This is a genomic window from Ferroplasma acidiphilum, assembly GCF_002078355.1.
Classification (GTDB): domain Archaea; phylum Thermoplasmatota; class Thermoplasmata; order Thermoplasmatales; family Thermoplasmataceae; genus Ferroplasma; species Ferroplasma acidiphilum.
Map to the genome: position 1 here is coordinate 1,107,413 of NZ_CP015363.1, position 23,990 is coordinate 1,131,402.

At 35.3% G+C, this 23,990-nt stretch carries 24 protein-coding genes and 1 tRNA gene; 15 read left to right on the forward strand and 10 right to left on the reverse strand.

Annotation, left to right across the window (positions count from 1 at the left end; all coding sequences use genetic code 11):
- Positions 1–3 precede the first annotated feature (3 nt).
- On the forward strand, positions 4–831 hold the full coding sequence (locus tag fad_RS05385) for an SPL family radical SAM protein (protein ID WP_009886197.1): 828 nt from the start codon (positions 4–6) through the stop codon (positions 829–831).
- A 54-nt stretch (positions 832–885) separates the two neighbouring features.
- Entirely contained in the window at positions 886–2,052 is a 1,167-nt protein-coding gene (locus tag fad_RS05390) for a lactate 2-monooxygenase (RefSeq protein ID WP_009886198.1), read from the forward strand.
- A gap of 4 nt (positions 2,053–2,056) precedes the next feature.
- On the opposite strand, the gene fad_RS05395 is transcribed toward fad_RS05390, so the two are convergent.
- Positions 2,057–3,292: a glycosyltransferase family 2 protein gene (locus fad_RS05395; RefSeq protein WP_009886199.1), complete on the reverse strand. Its 1,236-nt coding sequence runs from the start codon at positions 3,290–3,292 to the stop codon at positions 2,057–2,059.
- Positions 3,293–3,515: 223 nt separating this feature from the next.
- Here fad_RS05395 and fad_RS05400 point away from each other — a divergent pair, with 223 nt between their 5' ends.
- Positions 3,516–3,851, forward strand: coding sequence for a DUF4870 domain-containing protein (locus fad_RS05400; protein ID WP_009886200.1), 336 nt, complete (start codon positions 3,516–3,518; stop codon positions 3,849–3,851).
- Between the two features lie 38 nt (positions 3,852–3,889).
- Here the strand turns inward: fad_RS05400 and fad_RS05405 are convergent, their stop codons facing one another.
- Together fad_RS05405 and fad_RS05410 are read right to left on the reverse strand one after the other, a co-directional pair.
- Positions 3,890–6,199, reverse strand: a complete 2,310-nt coding sequence (locus fad_RS05405) for a hypothetical protein (protein WP_019841327.1) — start codon at positions 6,197–6,199, stop codon at positions 3,890–3,892.
- A 34-nt stretch (positions 6,200–6,233) separates the two neighbouring features.
- Positions 6,234–7,373 carry a pyridoxal phosphate-dependent aminotransferase gene (locus fad_RS05410; RefSeq protein ID WP_009886202.1) on the reverse strand — a complete coding sequence of 380 codons (1,140 nt, stop codon included), beginning with the start codon at positions 7,371–7,373 and terminating at the stop codon, positions 6,234–6,236.
- A gap of 306 nt (positions 7,374–7,679) precedes the next feature.
- Between fad_RS05410 and fad_RS05415 the strand changes: the two genes are divergently transcribed.
- A complete protein-coding gene (locus fad_RS05415) occupies positions 7,680–8,408 on the forward strand; it encodes a metallophosphoesterase (RefSeq protein ID WP_009886203.1) in 729 nt (242 codons plus the stop codon).
- A gap of 2 nt (positions 8,409–8,410) precedes the next feature.
- Here fad_RS05415 and gltA read toward each other — a convergent pair whose 3' ends face one another.
- Together gltA and fad_RS05425 are read right to left on the reverse strand one after the other, a co-directional pair.
- Positions 8,411–9,529: a citrate synthase gene (gene gltA, locus fad_RS05420; RefSeq protein WP_009886204.1), complete on the reverse strand. Its 1,119-nt coding sequence runs from the start codon at positions 9,527–9,529 to the stop codon at positions 8,411–8,413.
- A 29-nt stretch (positions 9,530–9,558) separates the two neighbouring features.
- Positions 9,559–10,173, reverse strand: coding sequence for an MBL fold metallo-hydrolase (locus tag fad_RS05425; RefSeq protein WP_009886205.1), 615 nt, complete (start codon positions 10,171–10,173; stop codon positions 9,559–9,561).
- A 252-nt stretch (positions 10,174–10,425) separates the two neighbouring features.
- Here fad_RS05425 and fad_RS05430 point away from each other — a divergent pair, with 252 nt between their 5' ends.
- The 6 genes from fad_RS05430 (at position 10,426) to fad_RS05455 (ending at position 15,764) form a co-directional block, all read left to right on the forward strand.
- Positions 10,426–11,871: an amino acid permease gene (locus fad_RS05430; protein ID WP_009886206.1), complete on the forward strand. Its 1,446-nt coding sequence runs from the start codon at positions 10,426–10,428 to the stop codon at positions 11,869–11,871.
- A 152-nt stretch (positions 11,872–12,023) separates the two neighbouring features.
- Entirely contained in the window at positions 12,024–12,506 is a 483-nt protein-coding gene (locus fad_RS05435; protein WP_009886207.1) for an adenosine-specific kinase, read from the forward strand.
- Positions 12,506–12,578: transfer RNA gene (locus fad_RS05440), tRNA-Arg, on the forward strand. Before fad_RS05435 ends, fad_RS05440 begins: the two co-directional genes overlap by 1 nt.
- 534 nt (positions 12,579–13,112) lie before the next feature.
- Positions 13,113–13,535: a nuclear transport factor 2 family protein gene (locus fad_RS05445; RefSeq protein ID WP_009886208.1), complete on the forward strand. Its 423-nt coding sequence runs from the start codon at positions 13,113–13,115 to the stop codon at positions 13,533–13,535.
- A 3-nt stretch (positions 13,536–13,538) separates the two neighbouring features.
- Positions 13,539–14,738 carry an MFS transporter gene (locus tag fad_RS05450; protein ID WP_009886209.1) on the forward strand — a complete coding sequence of 400 codons (1,200 nt, stop codon included), beginning with the start codon at positions 13,539–13,541 and terminating at the stop codon, positions 14,736–14,738.
- Positions 14,739–14,837: 99 nt separating this feature from the next.
- Positions 14,838–15,764, forward strand: coding sequence for an IS5 family transposase (locus tag fad_RS05455; protein ID WP_081142479.1), 927 nt, complete (start codon positions 14,838–14,840; stop codon positions 15,762–15,764).
- A 21-nt stretch (positions 15,765–15,785) separates the two neighbouring features.
- Here fad_RS05455 and fad_RS09520 read toward each other — a convergent pair whose 3' ends face one another.
- The 3 genes from fad_RS09520 to fad_RS05465 are packed head-to-tail and all read right to left on the reverse strand — an operon-like array spanning position 15,786 to position 17,136.
- Positions 15,786–16,031 (reverse strand): formyltransferase family protein, encoded by a 246-nt coding sequence (locus fad_RS09520; RefSeq protein WP_250637992.1) that lies wholly within the window; start codon positions 16,029–16,031, stop codon positions 15,786–15,788.
- Positions 16,013–16,396: a phosphoribosylglycinamide formyltransferase gene (gene purN, locus fad_RS09525; RefSeq protein ID WP_250637993.1), complete on the reverse strand. Its 384-nt coding sequence runs from the start codon at positions 16,394–16,396 to the stop codon at positions 16,013–16,015. The genes fad_RS09520 and purN overlap by 19 nt, the downstream gene beginning before the upstream one ends.
- Positions 16,397–16,449: 53 nt before the next feature.
- Positions 16,450–17,136, reverse strand: coding sequence for a nucleoside phosphorylase (locus tag fad_RS05465; RefSeq protein ID WP_081142481.1), 687 nt, complete (start codon positions 17,134–17,136; stop codon positions 16,450–16,452).
- Positions 17,137–17,227: 91 nt separating this feature from the next.
- Between fad_RS05465 and fad_RS05470 the strand changes: the two genes are divergently transcribed.
- The 5 genes from fad_RS05470 (at position 17,228) to fad_RS05490 (ending at position 21,596) form a co-directional block, all read left to right on the forward strand.
- Positions 17,228–18,379 carry an IS256-like element ISFac7 family transposase gene (locus fad_RS05470; RefSeq protein ID WP_081143164.1) on the forward strand — a complete coding sequence of 384 codons (1,152 nt, stop codon included), beginning with the start codon at positions 17,228–17,230 and terminating at the stop codon, positions 18,377–18,379.
- An 86-nt stretch (positions 18,380–18,465) separates the two neighbouring features.
- On the forward strand, positions 18,466–18,663 hold the full coding sequence (locus fad_RS05475; RefSeq protein WP_009886217.1) for a hypothetical protein: 198 nt from the start codon (positions 18,466–18,468) through the stop codon (positions 18,661–18,663).
- Positions 18,638–19,531 carry a diacylglycerol/lipid kinase family protein gene (locus fad_RS05480; RefSeq protein ID WP_009886218.1) on the forward strand — a complete coding sequence of 298 codons (894 nt, stop codon included), beginning with the start codon at positions 18,638–18,640 and terminating at the stop codon, positions 19,529–19,531. Before fad_RS05475 ends, fad_RS05480 begins: the two co-directional genes overlap by 26 nt.
- A gap of 56 nt (positions 19,532–19,587) precedes the next feature.
- Entirely contained in the window at positions 19,588–20,349 is a 762-nt protein-coding gene (locus tag fad_RS05485; RefSeq protein WP_048074111.1) for an SDR family oxidoreductase, read from the forward strand.
- A gap of 125 nt (positions 20,350–20,474) precedes the next feature.
- Positions 20,475–21,596: an iron-containing alcohol dehydrogenase gene (locus fad_RS05490; protein WP_009886220.1), complete on the forward strand. Its 1,122-nt coding sequence runs from the start codon at positions 20,475–20,477 to the stop codon at positions 21,594–21,596.
- A gap of 263 nt (positions 21,597–21,859) precedes the next feature.
- Here fad_RS05490 and fad_RS05495 read toward each other — a convergent pair whose 3' ends face one another.
- Entirely contained in the window at positions 21,860–23,098 is a 1,239-nt protein-coding gene (locus fad_RS05495) for an NAD(P)/FAD-dependent oxidoreductase (RefSeq protein ID WP_009886221.1), read from the reverse strand.
- A 99-nt stretch (positions 23,099–23,197) separates the two neighbouring features.
- Positions 23,198–23,905, reverse strand: a complete 708-nt coding sequence (locus fad_RS05500) for a hypothetical protein (protein ID WP_009886222.1) — start codon at positions 23,903–23,905, stop codon at positions 23,198–23,200.
- Positions 23,906–23,990 lie beyond the last annotated feature (85 nt).

Consider the following 23,990-nt stretch of genomic DNA (forward strand, 5'->3'; position numbering starts at 1 on the left):
AATATGCCGGATAATATAAAAATAATTGAAACAAATGCAAAACATGCACTGGGTAAATCAGGAATGGCTGAGCTTGATTATGCATTTAATCCATATCTTGGATGCTTTCATGGTTGCCGTTACTGTTATGCAATAGATATGTCACCCGCAGAAGCGGCTAATAACTGGGGGAAGGTAGTTTTTGTCAGAAAAAATATAATTGAATTACTGGAACATGAGGCAAGAACATATAAAAAGGGAATAGTTGGAATATCAACAATTACAGACCCTTACCAGTCTATTGAAATGAAATACAGAATAGTGCCAGAGGCTATAGGAATACTGGTGAAGAATGGTTTTTATGTCACCATCCAGACAAAATCACCACTTATTTTAAAGGATATCAAAATTCTTGAAAAATATAAAAAAAATATTGATGTTGGCATTACAGTAACAACTATTAATAGAAAAGTCTCAAAAATACTGGAGCCATATGCACCTGATCCATTTAAGCGTTTAAATGCCCTGAAAAAGTTGGCTGAAACCGGAATCAGAACATGGCTTTATTTAGGGCCCATAGCCAATGGGGTAAACGACAATATAGATGATATTGACAGGATAATAGAATTCTGTGCTTCAACAGGGACAAGAATAATATATGACTCATTTCAGGATTTTAAAGGCACCGTTCCATATATGGCAGGAACGGGATATATTAAAACAGGGAATGAATGGTGGAATAGCTTCCGGCGAGCCATCGAAGAAGCCTGCCGGAGAAATAATGTTATATGTACATCAGAGGAGGATGAGTGGAAATATGAAGCACAGAGCAGGTTCCGGACATTGTTTTAGTGCCTGGCTTTTAGAGCAGCCAACCTTTAAATAGGATTTATTCTTTTAATAATAATGACACAATTTGGATTGGATTATCAACTTAAAATTTACTTGAAAATGGATGCAGATTCTGATCTTCCTGTATCGCTTGAATCCTGGAGGTCTTCTGCCAGAATGGCATTGCAGGATGGTCCCTGGGGATATCTCGAAGGTGCCGCAGGGTCGGAAGATACCATGATAGAAAATATAAAGGCATTTTCCAGGTATAGGATAAGGCCACGATACCTGCATGATGTAGAAAACAGAAATCAATCCATAACACTATTTGGCCGGAAACAGGATTCACCATTTATAATAGCACCTATTGGTGTGCAATCGATAATACATAAAGATGCAGAATATGCCAGTGCAGGAGCTGCTGCTTCACTGGGCATGCCATATATACTGAGTACTGTTTCATCAACCAGCATTGAGGACATAGCAGCAAAGTTCCCGGAGAGCGAGAAATGGTTCCAGCTTTACCCCGGAAAGGATGAAAATGTCATGAAGAGTATGGTCAACAGAGCGGAAAAAGCCGGATACAAAGTCATAGTGGTAACGGTTGACACAACAATGCTGGGTTGGAGGGAACAGGATATTAAAAATGCGTATCTTCCATTCCTGCAGGGAGAGGGCATTGCAAACTTCATAACTGACCCTGAATTTTTGAAAATGCTTGAAACTTCACCTGAAAATAATATGCAGGCCGCAATTGAAGAGTTCCTTATGGTTTATGTCAACCCTTCGTTCACATGGGATGGCTTCAGGAAAATAAGGAGCTGGACAAAACTGCCCATTTTAATCAAAGGAATATCGTCAGAAGAAGATGTGCATACTGCAGTTAAATACGGTGCAGATGGCGTGATAATTTCCAATCATGGGGGAAGGCAGGTTGATGGTTCAATATCCTCACTGGAAGCACTTGATGAGATAACCGGTGAAAATAAGCCGGAATTTACCATACTTTTTGACAGCGGGATCAGGCATGCTGCCGATGCCATGAAGGCCCTCGCTCTTGGTGCTTCAGGCGTTCTAATAGGCAGGCCATACTGTTATGCAATGGCAGTTGCTGGGCAAAGAGGCATAGAACGGTATCTCAATCAATTGAGGGCTGAGTTTGACCTTCAAATGGCTTTATCAGGTTATAGCTCGATTTCTCAACTTGGAAGGCATACTATATATAAAAAATCCCCGTATTAATTTCTTATCTTGTTAGCCATTTTGATTGCTTCCAGAATGTGAATAGACCGTAAAGGTTAACGAAGAAAAGTACACCAAGGCCCATTGCCCCGTATGCCAGTGTCCTTATTCTGTTCTTTGGAATCCGTATCATTATTGCTCCCACAAAAATGCTATCGCCAATAGCCCCTAGGGTATACATTATTCCATTTATTAAGGAACCTAGAATATCATGGGAATGAAGATGTAATAAATGTGCCATTATCAGGTAGTTTACAGATGAAACACTGAGATAATCAATATGGCCGAGAAATCTAAGGATAAACATGCCACGGAACAAAAATAGTATGAATCCAATTATGGGTATCAGGTATATGTAAAACATTTCAAAGGCGTAAAACTTCCCGCCATTCTTTGTTGTTCCATCGCTCAGGTTTTTAAAGAAGAAGTACCACCCTCTTCTGGACCATCTAATTTGCTGATTTAAAAATTTCCTGGTGCCTTTTTGCGGTTCTGTTTCAACTGTAATATCATAATCTTTTATCATTTTATATTTATTTTTAATAAGGAAGCTTGTTAATTGCATGTCATCTCCAAGGACAACTTTCTTGCCAAAAATTTTCTTATTAAGGAATTCATCAGAAACCATGAAAGGCTTTACCACATCTGTTATATACATGGCGCATCTGCCGTCCAGAACGTAAACATTTCCGTGCCTTGACATGGATTTTGATATCATTTCCGTAAGCCTTTCAATAAATTCAGATGCATATGAGATATTTGTGCCATCATTTTTAATGTGTATGTTTACACCCACTCCGGCTATGCCGTTGGAAAAATAAGAAAGCATGCTTTTTAATGTATCTGCAGGTATTATTGTATCACTGTCTACAAACATAACATATTTCGTTGAAACGTGTTTAATCCCCTGAACCAGGGCATTCTTTTTCCCGCCTCTCTGGCTTAAATAAATAAACCTTCCTCCGTTCTGTTCGGTTATAGTCTTATAGGGTTCAAGGCTTGAATCACCTACAACAATAAACTTTGAACCCTGAAGTGCGAGTGATACTATAGCCTGCCTGAAAATTTCAACGTCTTCATTGTAAACCGGCATTACAATAGTGGCTTCATCCGGATTAACATTTGAAATTGTTTCCCCTTTCCTGTAATATGTGGAATAGTATGCATTTAACAGATAATATATAAAGGATATGACAGTAACTGCAAGCAACGCCATATAAATTATCAGGAAGAACCTCACATGGTTACATGCTTTACATATAAATAAATATTTTTATAGTTAATGTTTAATTGCATTTATTAAGTATGATGATTTAGAGGTATGCAATCATATTGATTTTGTCAGACATTAATATGATCACTTGCATCATTCTAGGTGTTCAGTTAAATTATGAATATATAATTTAGTGTTTTTGTCAGACATCAGGCTCAATATTTAAATAAGACAATTAGGATATAGTGTAATGGAACATAAAGAGAACAATATTATGTTTATTGTTGCATATTTAATCCCATTGATAACGGGTCTTTTAGTTTATATTCTCTATGGAAGCAGAGACAGCAAGCTCAGGTTCCAGAGTATACAGGCTATTTTACTTGGCATATGTCTTATTGTTGCATCAATAATCTTCGGAATTTTTGACATCTTTATAACAGGTGTAGGTGGGCAGGTAATTTCTGGGATATTAGACCTGATTCTTGTTCTGGTATGGCTATATGGCATATACACCGGTTACAGGGCCTCAAGAGGGATGAATGCAAATATACCATATCTATCAGATTATGCATCAAAACTTTAAAATAATTGCATAATTACAACTAATTTAAAAATAATATTTTATTTTTCAGTATTCTGGTTATGTTCCCTAATCAGCTTCCTTAATCCTTTCACTTCTATCACTACATCCAGAGCCACGATAGCGAACAGTATGATGTCAATTAATGATATAGCAAATCCCTGGACTGCTATGATTGTTTTGCCCAGAAAAGTATACTGTGAAGCTTCATTGTTTATCATGGAATTCATAGCGGTGATGTATCCTGGTTTTTCCTGGGATATATATGTAGCATTGGTTCCGTATGAAAAAGCCTTTCCCTGGAGGTTATATGATATATTAGTATATGGTATTACATATGTGCCTATGCCTGTAAATGATATTTTATATGTGAAATTTGCATAGTGCCCGGGAGATAAGGTTATATTAGATTCGTTGTAGTTTCCTGAAACTGATGATGCAGCCCCGTACTTTACATAATTATTTACAAATGCGGATTGCGATGCGTAAAAGTCTTTTAACTGTGATGTGTCATTGTTTTTTATGTGTACGTTAATTTCAACAGTATTTGCAGATACCCTTTTAACGGTTGTATCATATAATATATATGCGGGGAAGACTGCATTAAACTTTACTGACACAGACGAAGGTGAAAATGCCCGGTAATTTGAATTATGAAAAGTTGAACCGGGGGTGTTCAGGGCTGTTTGTGCTGCAAGCGACGCATTGTTTGAGTATATATCAAAGGTATAATTTGAAGTATCAACAACACTGCCAGTGCCATTATTATAACCTATGCCTACAAGCGAAAGCTGCGACGAATTGCTGAACGAGATGTTAGAACTATATTGCATGAGCTCTGACAGATTGTATGAATGCACATCTCCGGACGAATGGAAATGGTTGGTGTATTCAAATAACCCCGCAGTAAATAACTCGTTAGAAAGGTTAATGCCTGTATTTCCAGCAAGGGATTTAACAATTGATGCATTAATATATCCTGAAGAGAGAATGTATGAATTGTAATTGTTTAATCCCTGGTCTGTAACAAATATTTCAGGAACGCTGCCATTGTAGCCATTACCAAATGTAGCCATAAAGTCACTATCAAGTTTATGAATGGAGGCGGATGAGGAATAAATAAAGATCTCAACATTATTTCCTGAAAGTGTAATATTTTTTAATGCGACAACAGGATTAAATGTCGTTCCAATTTCTTTTCCAATGGAAGAAGCCATTGAGGATGCTGATCCACTATGTCCTGTCCCATTATATGCAAGTATAAGGGCATTCTGTGGGGCGAAAGATGCTAGTTTGCTATATTCTGCTCCCAGCTCACTCCCTATGAGAGATGTCATATTGGCTGAGACTATAAAATCTCCTAACATTAGCCCGTTTCCACTCCAGATAGAATTGGAATTATTGCTGGAAGAATCCATTGCAAATAGATTGTACAGATTCCCCTGAGGAGTTATCAAACTCAGGGCTGCCTGATCAGATGAATTATTTCCTGTAGCGTATGATGGCATTACAGTATTATTTTCAGCTATCCTTGCTGAATTACCGGATATAGAAAGAGGAAATAATGTATTTAACCCGACAGCAGGAATTTCATGGTTTCCAGTTTCACCTGTCTGAAGTGCTGGCTGGCTGCTGGAACTGATTCCTGCAGAAGCAGCCATTGCTATAAAAATGATGGCAATAAATATTGATATGGCCGCTGCTACAGCCTTCCTGGATATTTTTTTCTTTCCGTGGAGGACCCTGTGTATTACAGCCCCTGAGATTATGGATGTGGCTACAAATATTATATAATTTTCCAGTGCATGTATTGACAATTCTGTAATAGCTCCGCTCAATCCTGCTGTGCCTGTGGTGCCCGAGGTGATGGAGGATGAAAGATATGGAATTAAAACCCGTAATACCGGCTCTGTTGCGATAGTAGCTATATTGGTGCTGTATGGGACGAAAGCTGTTGCAGCCAGTAATACATCCAAAAGCTGTGAAACAGTACCCGAAATTATTGAAACGCTGGTTATGTTTCCTAAAGAGATTCCAAGCATTGCAATGGCGGAAAGTGCCATGGTAATTGTGGTCAATGTCCAGACAAGGCTCGCAGATCCCCATGCACGCAAGCCCTTCCGTGTGGAAATTCCAACAAGCAACCCTATTATAATCCATACTTCCAGTATAATTGTGTTATGTAATGGCGATCCTACAATGAGATAAATAATCCCAAGTATGAATGGAAAACGGTAGCCAAAATATGGACCAAGCCAGTTTACCAGTGGATTATAACTTACAGATAAAATAATATACGCCGCGAAAGTAGTAGCTATATACCCTACTATAATGGCAGTTAATTTTCCCATTCACGGTAATGTAAATTTTTATATATATATCTTTTTATAAATTATTGAAATATTTCTCTATTCTTCCAATACCTTCCCTGATAACATCCTGTGATGTGGCATAGGAAATCCTGAAATGCCCGGGAGCTCCAAATGGACTCCCTGGTGTAACAATAACGTTGTATTTTTCAAGAAGTTCCATAGATAACTTATCATCTGCCTTTTCAGTCGAATATCCCGGAAATGCATAAAAAGCCCCTTCAGGTTCATATAACGTTATCCCATCTATCTCTTTCAACAGGGAAACCGTTAAATCCCGCCTTTTTGCGAATTCCTGCCTCATCTTTGCAACACTTTCTTCATCCTCGAGTGCTTTCATTGCACCATATTGTGATATGGAAGGTGCACAGGTCAATGTCTGCTGCTGGACCTTATTAGCAGCTTTTATTATATCCAATGGTGCCACCATATATCCTATCCTCCAGCCGGTCATAGCGTAACTTTTTGAAAATCCGCTTAATGTTACTGTTTTATCCTTCATCTCCTCTATAGACCCTGGAGAAAACATCCTGCCTTTGTAGATTAAATCTTCATAAATCTCATCCGAAATCAGATAAAGGTCATTTTCCAGTATAAAGTCTGCAAGTGCCCTCAATGATTTCTCTGAATATACCTTTCCCGTTGGATTCACAGGATTGTTAAACATAAATGCCTTTGTTTTGGGCGATATGTATTTTTTCATTTCCTGAAAATCAAATTCATAATTTTCATCCGTAGGTACTGTTATCATTTTGCCCTGATTCAACTTTATTATATCAGGATATGATACATAATAAGGTGCCGGAAGGAGAACTTCTTCACCAGGATCTATAATCGAATACAATGCCAGATTCAGTGAAAATTTAGTTGGTGTAACCAGAACATTTGATGCAGTTGCATCTATATTATTCTTTTTCTTCATTTTTTCTGCTATTTTCTCCCTTAATTCCATAATGCCTGCCGATGGGGTATAATGGGTTTTTCCCTCTCTGGCTTCTTTAAAAGCATAATCTATTATTTCTTCAGGCGTTGTAAAGTCCGGTTCCCCTATACCGAAACTGTAGATTGTTTTTCCTGCTGCTTTCAGTTCTGCAGCCTTATTGGACATACTGACAGTGGCAGATTCGTTTATGCCGTTTACTCTGGAAGATACCATAAAAAGTCATAACTATATAGCTTAAATATTTGTCCATTTGAAATATGTATAAATGATTGTATACGTAGGCTTAACCGGTCATGCAGTATAGTTATAGAGTAATTCGGTATAGAAGGCCGGATAATTGATATCACGGTTTTATTCATATTCTGGAGTAATGATTTCCCTATGGTTTTGTTCCGGTTCCGGGGTCTCTCAGAATGCTAAGCCCCGGGTTTCATAGCTGCAATTTTATAATACAAATAAAATCCGGTTTTCTTCGCCCTTCCGCAAAGATTATTATTATATTTTCAATGATTATACAGATTGAAAGATATTCAGATTGTAAAAGATGTTTTCATATCAGACCTGTATTGCGTTTACCTGCAGGATATATCTGCAGTTGTAATTTCAGATCTGCACCTGGGTTTTGAGGAGGAAATGAACCTGCACGGTATTTTTTTGCCGAAATTGCAGAGAAGCCATGTTGAAAAAATGGTTGACCAGATAATGGATAGGTATTCACCATCTAAAATTATTATTAACGGAGACTTCAAACAGGAATTCTCCAGAAATCTTCCACAGGAATGGGACGATGTTAACCATTTCATTGACAGGTACAGGAAGGAGTCAGAGCTAATATTCGTAAGGGGAAACCATGACAACTACCTCATGACCATATTAAAGTCAAATGGCCTAGAAATATATGATTATTATGAAACTGATAATTATTACATATATCATGGAGACCGGGATATGTCCTACAGAAAATTAACTATACTGGGGCATGAACACCCTTCGGTAGTGCTCAGGGATGAAATTGGAAGTGTGTTTAAACTCCCTGCCTTTGTCTACAATAATGAACAGAAAATGTTAATCACCCCTGCAATGAGTTTTTTCTCTTCAGGAACAGATGTATCTGAATCCTTATTAAATAATGAACATTTCACTCCCGTTTTAAAAAATGTTTCAAAGAAATTCAGAGCTTATGGTATAACAGAAGACTTTGGCCTTCTCGATTTCGGGTATGTTACAGACCTTGCACAGAAATTATAAAATTATTCCGGGTATTTCCTTTCTCCAGAACCTCTATATATCGCCCTTGGCCTGATAAGCCTCTCCTGTGTTTCCACGTATTCTGTAATGTGTGCCAGAATCCCTGATATTCTTGAAAGTCCAAATAAAGTGGTAAACATGTCTACCGGAAAGCCTATTGCATTAAAAACCATCCCTGCATAGAAATCTGTATTTGTATATATACCCTTAGACCCAAAAGCTTTGACACCTGCTTCTTCAAGCCTTTTTGCAATAGCCAGTATTTTTTTCTGCTCTTCTGTTGTTGAAAGTATATCGGCATATTTCTTGAAAGTTTTCAAACGGGGGTCATATGTCCTGTAAACCCTGTGCCCGAATCCAACAAGCCTTCTTTTCCCATTGAGTATATTGTTTTCAAACCATGCATTAACATTTTCTGGTTCCCCTATTTCCAGAAACTGCCTGTAAGCACCCTCAGCGGCTCCGCCATGGAGTGGGCCACGCAATGCTGCAATGGCTGATGCCAGTGATGAATACATATCAGATAGTGTGGATGCTGTTACCAGTGCAGCTGTTGTGGATGCCGGTATTTCATGATCCATATAAAGAATAAGTGCAGAATCCATAGCACTTATTTTATTTTTATCTGCACTTCCAGAACAGGCTTTCAGGAATGTTTCTGCATAACTTTCACCGGGTTCAGGGTCTATTATATTGTTTCCTGATTTGAGCCTGTATATATTTGCAACCATAGAAAGGACAGAGCCCAGAATTTCTGGTATTTTTTCCCCATCATTTTCTTTCGTATATTTATAATTAGATTCTTTAGATGCTTTCGCTGACAACAGTGTCTGCAATATTCCAAGTGAATCAGAGGTTTCTGGCATGGCTCTTAGTATATCCTTTAAATAATCATCCAGTGCCAGATGGCTGTTTATCTTATTTTGGAAATTTTTTAATTCGGAATCATCAGGAAACTTTCCGAAAAGCATTAGATAAGAAACTTTTTCAAAGGATGATTTTTCTGCCAGTTCATTAATATCATATCCCCTGTATCGCATTATTCCTTTCTGTCCATCAATAAAAGTCAATTCTGTATATTTTATGTATACGTTTTCAAGTCCCGGGCTAATTTCTTCCATATAATGTAATGCATTAAATATATAAAAGGTTAGATGCCTGTCCTTAAATCCATTTTATCGCCATGACCGGGCAGGATTAATGCATCCATGGTACGTATGGCTTTAAGAGATTTCTCTGCATTTTCCGGGTTCGCTGCGAATCCTTTATTGTATCCCGGAACACCTTTAAGATTTACAGCGGCATCTCCACTGAAGACTACTTTCTGTTCCTTTAGATAGTATGATGTTGAATCCCTTGTATGCCCAGGCGTTTTTACCAGTTCAATGCCGGAGATATTCATATCTGAAGATGGTTTCAGGTCCTTCACTTTCCGGGCACGCATAATTGTGGATGCAAATTTAGGCAAGAAAGGTTTTGGTGGAACAGGTTCAGACCCTGATATAATACTGAGCTCATTAGCAGGGACAAAGATTTCAGGATGGTATTTTTCATAAATTCTGGAAAGTCCCCCTACATGGTCAACGTGATAATGTGTTATGAGTATTGCATCTAGCTTAATTTTATGATCTTCCAGGTATCCTGTAATTTTCTTACCTGAACCCGGTGTGCCGGCGTCCACAATAATGTTCATTCCGTCAATCATTATGAGATACGAATTTGCCATAGCTCCATCTATCTTTTCAATTGAATCTGAAATTTTCATACTGGCTATAACTTGTATGTATTTATAAAGATATCCTATGGCAGTTCATATTTTTCCGAGCTTGATTTAATTTCAATATAAATTAGTTTTTATATATGGCAGATAAATCCCCATTAATCTTGGGATTTATATCAGTACAAACCATAGTATATGGCAATTTCCAATTATATTACTATTATAATTATATAAATTTTCACAATTTATACCAAAAAACCTTTATACTATATAAATATAATACATACAGGTGTCTAAATGGTTATTACTCACACCAAATTAAAGAGAGACTCTGTCGGGCTTTTGCAGGGAATTTTCCAATCTCTGGGGCAGGTGGCGCCGGCCGCCGATATAGCTATATTGCTTGTAGCTTCATTTTCAATTTCCGGAGCCCAGACAGTTATGTCTGTAATTATAGGCTGGATTATATATGCATTATGGATGATTACACCCTATGAATTTTCCAAAATTAAATCAAATTCGGGTAGTTATTATGCATATGCTGCAGGAGCAACTGAAAAGGGAAGGCTGGGGCCAATAACGGCATTAAGCTTCATGTATTATGATATTACAGGAGCCGCATTTGGAATACTAGGGCTTTCAAGCTTTATATTCCTTATGGCCCCTGAGGTTACTTCCATACCCTATCTCTGGATTCTGTTTGCAGGTATTTTTACCGCTTTCATTATAATTGTAACATATCTCGGTATCCGGCCCTCATTGAATTATACAGCAATAACAGGGTTGCTGGAAATTATGTTTCTCCTGATAGGATCCATAATTATTATTATAAGGGTAGGCGGGCATAATTCTGTGGTGCCATTTGAGATTACAGGGCCCTATAGCGTTGGATTTTCATCTATAATGTTCGCTTCTGTTTTCTCAATTCTGGACTTTACAGGTTCAGGTGTAGTTACCACAATATCTGAGGAGATAAGCAAGCCGAAGAAAAACATTGGAAAATCTATAATATTTGCTATGGTCCTCACTGCAGTTGCACTTATACCGGCAGCATACGCTTTAACAGTTGGCTGGGGAGTCAGCAGTATTGGGAGTTTTGCATCACATAGCGATGCTGGTTTAACTGTTTTCTCGAGATACCTTGGACCTATAGGGCTGGTGCTTTTGATAGTGTTTACAATTAACAGCTATTTTTCAAACGGAGTTTCAAAGGCAACTGCAGTTAGCAGATGGTGGTACTCGGCGGCCAGGGACCATGTGGTATTTCCAGAAACTATAGGAAAAATTAATGAAAAACACCATTCTCCTGCCAATGCTGCAATAATATGGGCTGGACTTTCATTTGTGCTTGACGTAATCATGGGCCTCATTTTTGGCCCGCTCAGTGCCGCCTTTGTACTTGAAGCTGGCACAGGGATCTCTATAGTAATAGTCCATATGATTGCAAATACATCGCTTACTCTATATACCAGAAGAGTTAATAGGTTCAACCTGCTGAAACATGGGATATTGCCCTCGCTGGCTACAATCATCGGGCTTGTTGTCATATACTTTACCATGAGTGATATATTTAAAAAGTTCCTTGTCACTCCAAGCGCAGTAAATGACGCATATTTCGTGTCTTTCGTTGTTACTATCCTGTGGATACTGTTAGGTGGTATAGTGGTAACACTTTACTATAGAATTAAAAAGCCTGAAATTCTGAAAGATGCAGGGGAATTCAATATGAAGTCCAGAACATAAATTTTTTATTATTATAACAAAATTTTTATAATTATTATTTTCATAGATATAATTAAAGTTCAGATTTAAACTATCTTATCAGATTAATTGTTTGTACGTTATAACACAGCAATAAACATTAAATTAATATTCGTTTAATTGATTATGCCACTATGGAAATTGTTGCCGTAGAAATTAACAAACCTGAAGATGTGAACATCATATTAGGTTATTCACATTTCATCAAAACGGTTGAAGATATGAATGAAATCATAAAAACAACCATTCCAGGGTGTGAATATGCTATTGTATTTTCTGAAGCTTCCGGCGATAAATTAATCCGTTATGAAGGTAACAATAAGGAGTTGATAGACTGTGGAATAGAAAATATCAAAAAAATTTCTGCCGGGCACACGTTTATGATACTGCTTAGAAATGCATTTCCAATTAACATCCTGCCACAATTGAAGATGACGCAGGAGCTCGGGGCTATTTTTGCTGCCACTGCAAATCCTATCAAAGTGATACTTGCGAAAACAGAAAATACAAATGCAGTTATAGGCGTTGCGGATGGCTATTCCCCTGTTGGAGTTGAAACAGATAAAGATAAGGAAAAACGCAGGAAATTCCTCAGGGACATAGGTTATAAGTCTTAGGGCCCGTGGTGTAACGGATTATCATATAGGCCTCCGGAGCCTATAATCCGGGTTCGAATCCCGGCGGGCTCATTTCATTAATGGTAACTGAAATGAACTCATATAACACCTTTTTTATATACATTTAAACTGCTTTGCATTAATTTTATCCTGATATCAACAAATCATTATTTCATTGGTATATTAACAGATTTTTCAGGAAAATAAAAAACAGGAATAAACTATCTGATATTTATATTAACATACCAATTTCCAATATATAAAACCAACGATCTATAATTTGATAAAAATAACATGGATTTTAATTATATCACCTCATTATATTCCAATTTATATTTATCAATTTCTATATATTCCACTTGATAACTGTCTAAATAATAAATGGAGCAGACCAGATTTTATTAATCTAACCATATCATCAGAAGTGTCCAAATTTAGATGGGACATACCAATTATAAATTATAAAATAAATATGACGCGGTCATGTATAATATTTATATATTGAAACTTGGTATATTTTAATTTAAACAATATTAATTTATTAATAAATTATTTATTAATATTATTACCAATATATATATATATATCAAAGTATTTAAAGTTAGTATGAATAATTATAAAAAATTTGAAATAGATTTTATTAATGCCTGGAATTCACATAATATTTTTGAATTACTAAAATATTATGATGATGATATGTTATATATACATCCAGGAGAAGAACCAAAAATTATAAGGAAAAAAGGTGATTTCGAAGTTTATTTAAAAAAATTTTTTGAGACATTTCCTGATTATACTTTTACATTAATAAACGTTGCATGGAATAATAATGTAGGATTTGGCGAATGGCTCGGAAAAGCCACTTTTAACGGTTTAAGATACAACTTAAAAATTAGTAATAAACCTTTTGAGATTTACGGTGTGGATGTTTTGGTTTTAAATAAATCGCACACATGTATAAAGGAAGAACATGTTTATTTTGATGTTTTATCTGTACTTAAAGCAGTTGGAATAAATATATTTAAGTGAAAAATGAATAAAAAAATAGTATTTACATCATTGCCTGGATTTACAGCAGCGTTAGAAGCAACAATGATTCTACTTGCTATACCTGAAATATCAAAGGAATTCAGCATATCATATTCAGAATCGACATTATTAATAATAATATTTGTAATAACAGAAACATTGCTTGTTATTCCTTTTTCATTAATAGCAGATAAAAAGGGAATAAAAAAGGTAATGATAACCGGTTCATTTATAATGCTAATAGCATCAATCTTGATTTTTATTTCAAATAATTTTATTGTAATGCTTTTATTAAGGGCAATTCAGGGCATTGGAGGATCAATGGTCATATTAACATCATTATCATATGCATCATTAATAAGCTCTGATATAAATAGAGGTAAATCAATAGGGTTAAACCATACAATAATAAGCTTAGGCTATGTTATAGGTCTTCCATTGGGCGGTTTAATGGCATCAATAAATTATAAGTACCTATTTTTATTTACAGCATTTTTATCATTATTATCAATTATATTAATAATAAATATAGATGAAATAAAAGGAAAATCAGAAATAGGAAAATCATCATTTTATATTACATTATTATTCTCCGGATTAATATTATCGATATATTATATTCCATTTATAATTATTGCAATAATAGGTTTAGTATTATCATTTAGAATTAAATTAAGCAAAGAATTTTCATTATCATCATTTTCAGGATTTTTACATTCTATAACAAGAAATATGCTTGCAGCATACTTTGTATTTTTATTGTATTCATTGAAATACAGTCCTTTAATTGTCGGTTTATTGGTTTTAATATATCCATTATTCTTTACATTTACATCATTTATTTCAGGAAAATTGCATGATAAATACGGATTAAAAATAGCATCCCTTGGATTTTTATCAATGAGTGTGTTTTCATTGTTATTATTCTTTAATTTTCTATTTCCTGAAGTATTTTTAGGTTCATCTACAGGAGTTGCAACAACATCAAATACAGCATATACAATGAATTCATTAAATAAAAATGATAGGATAACAGGTTCAGGAATAAGGTCATTGCAGGGAATAGTAACAAATGCAATCGGTCTTGGAATAGCCTCAAAATTACTGTTAAATTTGAATTATGTTATATTAATAATAATTATTTTCAATTTAACAGCATTATCAATTACATTGATTCTATATAAAAATAAACTAAAATTATAGTGTGTTGCATAATTCATTTCAATTTAATAATTATTCCATAATAAATTTAAAACTTAAAAGGAAAACCCCCTATATAGTGAAATATAGGGGTGATTTGCTTTGACTCCACAAATCAATAATAAAATAAATAGAAGTATAAAAAGGTACTGGATTGGATCAAACAGGAGATGGGAAAAGTATAATGAATCACTTGCAGATAGAATAGAATACCTTGCAGATCTATCATTCATAAGGGATTATGATTCTCTATTGGAGGAAAATAATAATGGTAAAATAGGACATCCATACAAAGTACCCGATGCATTGATAATGTATTTAGCTAGATTAAGATCTATATTCAATGTTCCATTCAGGTCACTTGAAGGCATGTTAAGGTCCTTAGCAATTATAGCTAATATAAAATCAATATCATATAGTGAAATATTCAGGAGGATAAGGAGAATTAAGCCAGATCTGAATAGCAATATTAACAGTAAGCTGGATTGCATTATAGATTCTACTGGCTCTAAGATAACAATAAGGGGAGACTATTTAAGGCATAAATGGCATAGGAAAAGGAATGGATGGCTCAAATTACATGTAATAATATCATTAAAAGATGTTACTGTATTATCATTCACAATTACAGATGAGCATACACATGATTCTAAAGCTGCTAGAAAACTATTGAGTAAAATGAAAAATAATATTCTAAGAATATTTGGAGATAGGGGATATGATTCAAAGTATATTTACAATATGTTCGGATATAATGCAATAATACCTCCCAGGAAAAATGCTTCTACCAAATCCAGAGGTTCATCCACAAGGGCCAGGATTGTAAGATATATTAAAAAGAATTCTATGGAACAGTTGAAAGAGAACAATAGCTATGGCAAAAGGTGGCTCGTGGAAATATATTTTTCAGGATTAAAAAGAGTAATGTCAGAGGTAATTAAAGCTAAGAAAATAGAGTATATTGTACAGGAATTAGCTCTTAAGGTAGTTAATTACAATATTATGAGGGGGATGACACATGTCTATTAATTATACAACACACTACTAAAATTATAATTTTCTTATAACCCTTTTTCCTGATATCTTATATTTATTCTTTAATATTAAATTTATTGAGAAAACCAATGATTTATGCTCTTCTTCATGTATTTTTTCCTCTAATGTTTCCGGTGTTTCGTAATCATCTACACTTACAATTCTCTGGTCTATAATAGGCCCATTGTCCACATCATCTGTTGCAAAATGTATTGTACACCCTGAAAACCTTGCGCCTGAATTTATAACCGCTTCGTGCACCTTTTTCCGTAATATCCTTTGCCACCAAAAGCAGGCAATAATGAAGGATGAATATTTATTATTTTGTATAAAAATTTGTTTATAATAAAATCGGGAAGTATTTTCATATAGCCATCTAAAACTATTAAATCAGGATTATCTCCTGATATTATTTCGTATATTGTTTTATTGTAATCATTATTTTTTGTATCGATTAATACAGGCAATATTCCATTGTCCCTAGCTATTTGCATTACATTTGCCCTTTTATTGTTGCATATTAATTTAGTTATTTTCGCATCCTCTATTACATTGTTATCAATTGCATCTATTATTGCCTGAAAGTTTGTTCCATTTCCTGAAGCAAGAACCAAAATTTTTTTCATATAAAGTTATTACAATATTTTAATTAAACTTTTTATAAAAATTATTTAAATTATTAAATGCTATCTACAATAATTTTAAACAATATTTCTTCCTTTTCTCTTATTTCTTCTAAACTTAAGGATTCCCCTGTAATTAAATTTGAATATACCGTAAGAACTGATAAAGCTTTAAAATTATATAATTTAGAATTTAAATAAAGAGCAGATCCTTCCATATCCAAATTATCTATGCCTAATTTATTTAATTTATCTATGAATTCATTTGTCCTTACTTTCTGCGAATCAGTAGTAAAAGCATCTGTAATATAATGTTCATAATCTTTAAGATTCAAATCAAATTTTTTTAATAAATCATAATCAGCAGATAATGATATAGATAAATTGTCCTTAATTTCTTCGTTGAATAATCCGCCATTATTATGCGAATATGATATTGGCATTACATATGAACCGGGTTTAATATTCTTATTTATGGATGCTGTCGAACCGAATCTTATAATATTTTTTGCCCCTAATTTATAAAGCTCTAAAGTATCCAGTGCAAGCGAAGTATTTCCTATTCCGCTCCATGATAATGTTAGTCTTTTATTTTCATAAAAACCTGTATATGTATAATATCCCATAAAATCATTAACAAGCTTTATATCGCTTAATTTATTTTTAACCATATTAAAACGATCTACATTTGCTACTACTAATGCATTTCCTGCAATATCTCCTTTTTTAGATTTAAAAACCATATTTTACTATTAAATATTAATATTTAGATAGTGTAAGTAATTGTCTGTAAATTATAAATGGCCTTGCACAATTTAGATTGGGGTGAAAAAAGTGCAAGACCAATTAAAAGAAGTAAAAGAAAAGATAAAAAGTTATGGATTGAACAGGGAGAATATGAGAGATTTAAAGAAATGGATTCTTAATGATCTCATGAATGAGGAAGCAGAGGAACAGATCAATGCATCCAGGTATGAGAGAAATAGCAATAGAAAGGATTACAGGAATGGGTATAAGCAGAGATCATTGTTAACAACAGATGGAAAGGTTATATTAGATAAGCCACAGTTCAGGGAAACATCTTTCCATACAGCTGTATTTGACAATTATTCCAGAGTAGAAAAATCAGTAGAATCCATAATACTGGAATCATACCTGAGCGGTGTATCTACAAGAAGCGTTAATAAGGTAATAAAATCCTTAGGCATAGAAGTATCACCATCCTATGTGTCATCATTATCCTCAAGGCTTGATAAAACAGTAAATGAATTCCTTGAAAGGAAGATTGATGGAGAATATAAATTCATATATATAGATGGAACATACCTTAAAATAAGAAATAATGGGAGGTACAGGAATAAGGCAATATACATCTGTGTAGGGATTAACAGTGATGGATATCGTGAAGTTCTTGGAGCAAGAATATATGACTCTGAAACTGAAATAGAGTGGGAACTATTCTTTGATGATCTTAAGGATAGGGGATTGAATGGTGTTGAGATGGTAATATCAGATGGCAATAAGGGTATTAGGGAAGCAGTTAAACAGTCATTCCCTGGATCATCTTGGCAATACTGCCATGTCCATTTTATGAGGAACTTAAGGAAATCAACGGGAAAACAGCAATGGAAGTTTCTATCATTGCTTATAAAACAGGCACTGGATAATCCTGATATACTCCCTTTACTGCAGGATAAGCTTTTTGATAGAGGATTAGATAAATGTTCTACTATGTTCGATAAATACTATGATTCATTATACAACTACAGATCATTCAATACAAATATACAGGGATTAAGGAGATTAAGAGTATCCAATACTATAGAACGTTTAAATGCAGAAATAAAAAGAAGGACTAAGAAAATAGGTGCATTTCCATCTGATGATTCTGCAATGAGATTGGCAGGCTCAATAATGATAGACATAAATGAGGAGTATGTAACAGGAAGAAAATATATAAATATGGAGGAAATCAACAGTCAGTAAGGCTATTTACAATTTACAGAAAATAATGTACATTATCAATATTTAAATTATAAGCTATAAATTTTACATAAAAATAAATTAAAAATATGCCCTATATAGATTATAGCAGGAAATCTGATAGCATAGAGGACATAATTAAAAATGAGTGCCCTGTATACTCCGGGGATATTATCAGGCGCAGGTTAGCTCTCAGTATTTACTCCACTGATTCCGGGAAATCAATGGAGAATAGTATTAATTCGTTAATGGAGAGTTATTATGAAAATACATATACTGGCAAATGAACATGCAGGTTCTGGAAATGCCTTAAAGATTATGGAAGAAATAAAATCCATATTAAATCGGTATGAACTGACTTCCTCTTTCACGGAAAAAGATCCTGCAAATTTTATCCAGTTCATGGACGAAAATCCAGATATAAAATATCTTATTGCTATCGATGGTGATGGCACTGTAAATTACGCAATACAGGCACTTGCGGGAAAGGATACCATACTCATTCCCGTTCCAGCAGGTACCGGATCAGACCTGACAAGGACAATAGGCCGTGTTACTGTAAAAGAAATCCCTGAGATTATTTCTGGTGGGAGATTCAGAAAAGTTGATCTCGGCCTTGTGCACATAAACGGGAAATCCCGGTATTTTATGAATATCATGGAAACAGGCCTTGGTGGGAATGTAATGGTGAGGGTAAATTCCACTGAGCATCGAACAGGATCCACATTCGTGAAGGCTATCCTTTACTATATTTTAACGATGAAAAGTATTGGGGCTGACATAAAAATCGGGGATGAAATTATACATGAGCAGATAATAGATATTATCATAGCAAATGGGCAGTATTTTGGCAAGGGCATGCATGCATCCCCCGATTCTAAAATTGATGATGGATTCCTGGATCTGCATCTGATAAAATACATGCCAAGGTCACGAATTTTATTTAAACTCCCATCTCTCCGTTCAGGCGCCTACATCTCTGACAAATATGTAATTAACAAAAAAATAAAAGAAGCAAGCGTGAATTGCAAAAGCATTGTTGAAATAGATGGAGAAATAATAATTGCTGATTCCTTCTCCGTGGAAGTTCTACCGGGTATAATAAATATTTTTGAGTTGCCCGGAGAGGATAATAGTGCCATAAATAAAATTTAAATAGAAAATGAGACTGATAACTATACGTATAATTCCAAAAAAAGGTGATGGTTGAAATGTATGATATAAAAGATAAAGTATGTATAGTAACAGGGTCAGGAAGGGGAATAGGAAAAGCTATTGCGATTAAACTTGCACAGGCAGGCGGGAAGATTGTGGTTAACGTTAGAACCCATGAGGATGAAGGCATGCAGACGCTGGAGGAGGTAAATAAGGCATCGTCCGGAATTCTTTCAATGGCGGATGTTTCAACAGAAGAAGGCAGGAAAAAATTATTCAGGGATGCTATAGAAAAACTTGGAAAACCTGACATACTTATCAACAACGCAGGAGTTGGTATTCTCGAGCCATTCGAAAACATAGATGAAAAACACATGCAATTGATGTTTAACACTAACCTCTATTCTCCAGTATGGCTTTCCAGAGAGTTCGTTAGCAAGTACGACAATGGCGTTATTATAAATATGGCCTCACTGGCAGGCATATCCCCTTTCCCCGGGCTATCTGTATATGGAATGACCAAGGCAGCGCTTATTAGCATGACTAAATATCTTTCCCTGGAAGCTGCCGGCCACCATATCCGTGTAAATGCTGTTGCACCGGGAGTAGTTAAAACCAGGATGGGCGACAGCCTCCTGAAAATTATGAATCTAGACGAGAAAAATTTTTCTAAGAAATTTACGCTTACGGGCAAACTCATAGACCCTGATGAAGTTGCAGATACGGTTCTTTATTTGATCAGGAACGAATCTATGACTGGCCAGGTTATAACAATAGACTCTGGCGGAGAACAGATGGCAACGGATTATTTCAGATAAAGGGTTAATGTACCCATAATAATATTAATATACAGATACATAATATTTTTTTATGTGGGAATTTATAAACGTAAAGCCGGAAAAAATCTATAATAATAACAACAATTCAGAAAGAGGCGATTTATATGTGGTTTTTTAGGTCGCCGCAGATAATATTTGGTGATGAATCATTAGGATTTCTGGAATCATTGTCAATAAAAAGAGCTGTTATAGTTTCAGATAAAAATATCAGAAAAGCAGGCATTGTAGACCTAGTAATAAAGAACCTGCATGGAACAGAATTATTAATAATTGATGATATCCCGGAAGAGCCGGAATACAGAGCTATTGCAAAACACCTGGATGAGATAAATCAATTCAAACCGGATTATTTTATATCTGTAGGAGGCGGTTCTGTTATAGATAGTTCAAAAATATTATTCTTTAAGTATGAACGCCCGGATCTCGAATTTTATGATGTTACACCACTTGTTAAACTGAATTTGAGGCAGAAAAGCAAATTAATTTCGATTCCCACAACCAGTGGCACCGGTTCGGAATGTACCTGGGCTGCAGTAATTTCAGATGAAATGGAAAATAGGAAAGATGAGCTGGCATCACCGGAAATAATGCCTGACTATGCAATACTTGACCCGCAGATGGTTAAATCACTGCCAAAAACCCAGACAATAAATACTGCAACCGATGCTATCACACACGCCATAGAAGGTTACACAAGCAGATGGAACAATCCATATTCCGATGCCATGGCTGAGAAGGCCATTGAACTAATTATTCCGTCAATAGTTAAACTGGTGAAAGATCCGGAGAATCTGGAGTTGAGAAATAATGTTCATATAGGGGCATCTATGGCAGGATTATCATTTTCAAATTCCCAGATAGGGCTAGCGCATGCTCTGGGCCATTCTCTAGGTGCAATGTTTCATGTGGCGCATGGAAAATCTGTTGGCATATTTCTTCCAGGAGTAATTAAATTTAATTATGCGGCAGCCGGGGAGAAGTATCAGAGGCTTAACCTCTTAATTCCTGAAATGTATAGAGGGAAAACACTGTACGAATCCATAGTTATTATACTCAAAGCTCTGGGGCAAACTATCAGGATATCTGAAACAGGGATAGACGAAAAAGCATTCCGGAATAATCTCGATAAGCTTGTGAGCCTGGCATCGGAATCCACGGGAATTGTAACAAATCCAGCGGATGCCAGCAGGGATGACATAACGCGGCTGTTTCTGGATTCGTGGTAATCCGAACTGCTCCAGCGAGTTAATTATTTTCTGTTTCGCTGGCAAAAGTCACTGTACATATAGCTTTATACTAAAATCTTTAAAGCATTAAAATTTGTTAGCAAAATGATAATTTTCGATTGCCCGTAGAATTTTAAAGCACAACCTCCTGTGCCTTCAGTTCATAGTATTAAATTCACTTGCATTTTCTTATTTTAATAAACCAGTTTATAATAAAAAAAGACGAGTATTAAAGGTTAGGATTCATTTATAATAGGGGAAAATTAGAGCACCATATCCTCGATCTTTGTGCTTCTGTACCTTCCAGTGTATGTATTATTAATCTTCTTGCCTCCATAAAGTGTTGTGGTGTTTTTATGGTCATATCTTGCTGCCACGATTCTTCCTATTGAGTCCCCCTTCATAATTCCTCCACCGGTAGAACCGGAAACCACAATTAAATTGATCTCGTTGAATATATATGGCATGAAATCTATGGTGTTGTATGAATAGTATCCTGCCCATGATGCGGTGATCCTTGAGTCTTCAGATGCCGGGAAATAATTGTCCAGTATTGGCTTTATGTTGTATGTATAAAAATCCGGTTCAGGTTCTGGATTTTCAGTAAATGAAAAATCTCTGTTAAGTTCATCTGCAAGACTTGTCCAGAATGAATTAGCCTGGGGATAGGGCCTCATGTATACGCCAGTAGGGAATATTGTAAATGGAAATACACCGGAATCGTTAAAAATATTTTTGCCGATAAGTTTCTGTATTCCCGGTGAGGTTATCTGGAATATCTGCCGCTTTTTAGGCCTGAGATGTGAATCTATTCCTACAGGATTCAGTAATGCGGTTGTCCAGACATCTGTGCATAACACATAAAAATCAGATTCCAGAATTCCCTTATCGGTCTCAGCATATTTTATTTCCGATTTCTGCCAGTTAAATGGCTCTCCTGGATAATTTAAAGACGTGTCAGGGGCAAGAACAAGTTTTTTTACAAATGTATTGAACATGAAATTAACACCCATTTCCAGAAGCCTGTCGTAGTACCATTTTGATAGGAGGTCTGGTTCTATAATGCCTGCATTTTCGTCTATGACAGCAGATTTAATTGAGTCTATACCCATGACTTCCCTTGTGTCCTTATCTATATTTAAATTAAAAATTTCCGAAAGGTCTTCGTCTACAAAACGTGAATGAGGATATTTTGATATAAAATCCCTGGCTTTTTCATGGTCGAATAGGAATAGGTAGCCGGTAAATTTCATCCCCAGGTCGACATCCATATCGTTCTGTAAATGCTTATAGAAATTTATGGCAGTCTGTGCCATAACCTGATTTTCCCTCAAAGTAAAGAAATCCCTGAATGCAGCTGCACTTTTTGCTGTATTTCCCTGTGAAAAAGTCTTAAACTTGTCCACCACAAGAATTTTAAGTGACGAATCCTTTTTCTTGAGATGGTAAGCAGAGCTCAACCCTGTTATTCCCGCACCTATAACAACTACATCATACTTCATATCATTGGAAAATTCACAACTTTATATAAATCTATGTTTAGAGAATATAATGGAATGATATTTTTTGTGTGCTTTGCCGGATTACCCTGCACAATTTTATTATTTGGCCTGGTGAGGGGCAATATTATATAGTTTCAATAATTCACCTGAATTGATAAATCCCAATTTTAATAGCCCATCTTTTAGTTTTTCCTGGTATGGCGCATATATAACAATATTTTCGGTCTGCGATTTATATATATTGGCTATAGAGGATATTATATCATAAATAGACCCTTCGTAACCATCTTTATAATGCAGGCATCCTATAGCGCATGACTTAATATTTAATGAAAGCACCTTTACAGAGCCTAGTATCTCACCGTTTTTGCGTTTAATGAAAATATTATTATGCCTATCTTCTTTTCCGGTGCTTCCCGTATCTCTTTCTACGCCATCTGCAACTGTTGTGCCCTCATATTCCCTGATTTTAAGCCTCATTGCCAGTAAACCAGAATATTCAACACTAAACCTGGATTGTATTATATCCAGGTTCTTTTTATCTATGTACAGAACCTGGTTGCTTTTAATTTCAATATTTCCTATAACTGCCTTAAGAGATTTACTGTTTCCATAGAACCACATTTCATCGTGTACAGGGTCAACTGAAAGGATCCCTTTTATTACTCCGTTGTCATATATTATCTTTGAGTAATCTGGATAATCTTCCAGCAATGAAACGAGCCGTGTATTTTTGTAAGGGTCTTTCATCATGAATTCTGTTGCCATGTATGTATTTTCAGTTTTGAACGGAACGATATTTTCCATGTTTGATAATGTATTATTTATAAATTAATATGCCGTATTAAACTGGTAGCAGATACAAAATGAACCAACGCGATTATACAATTTA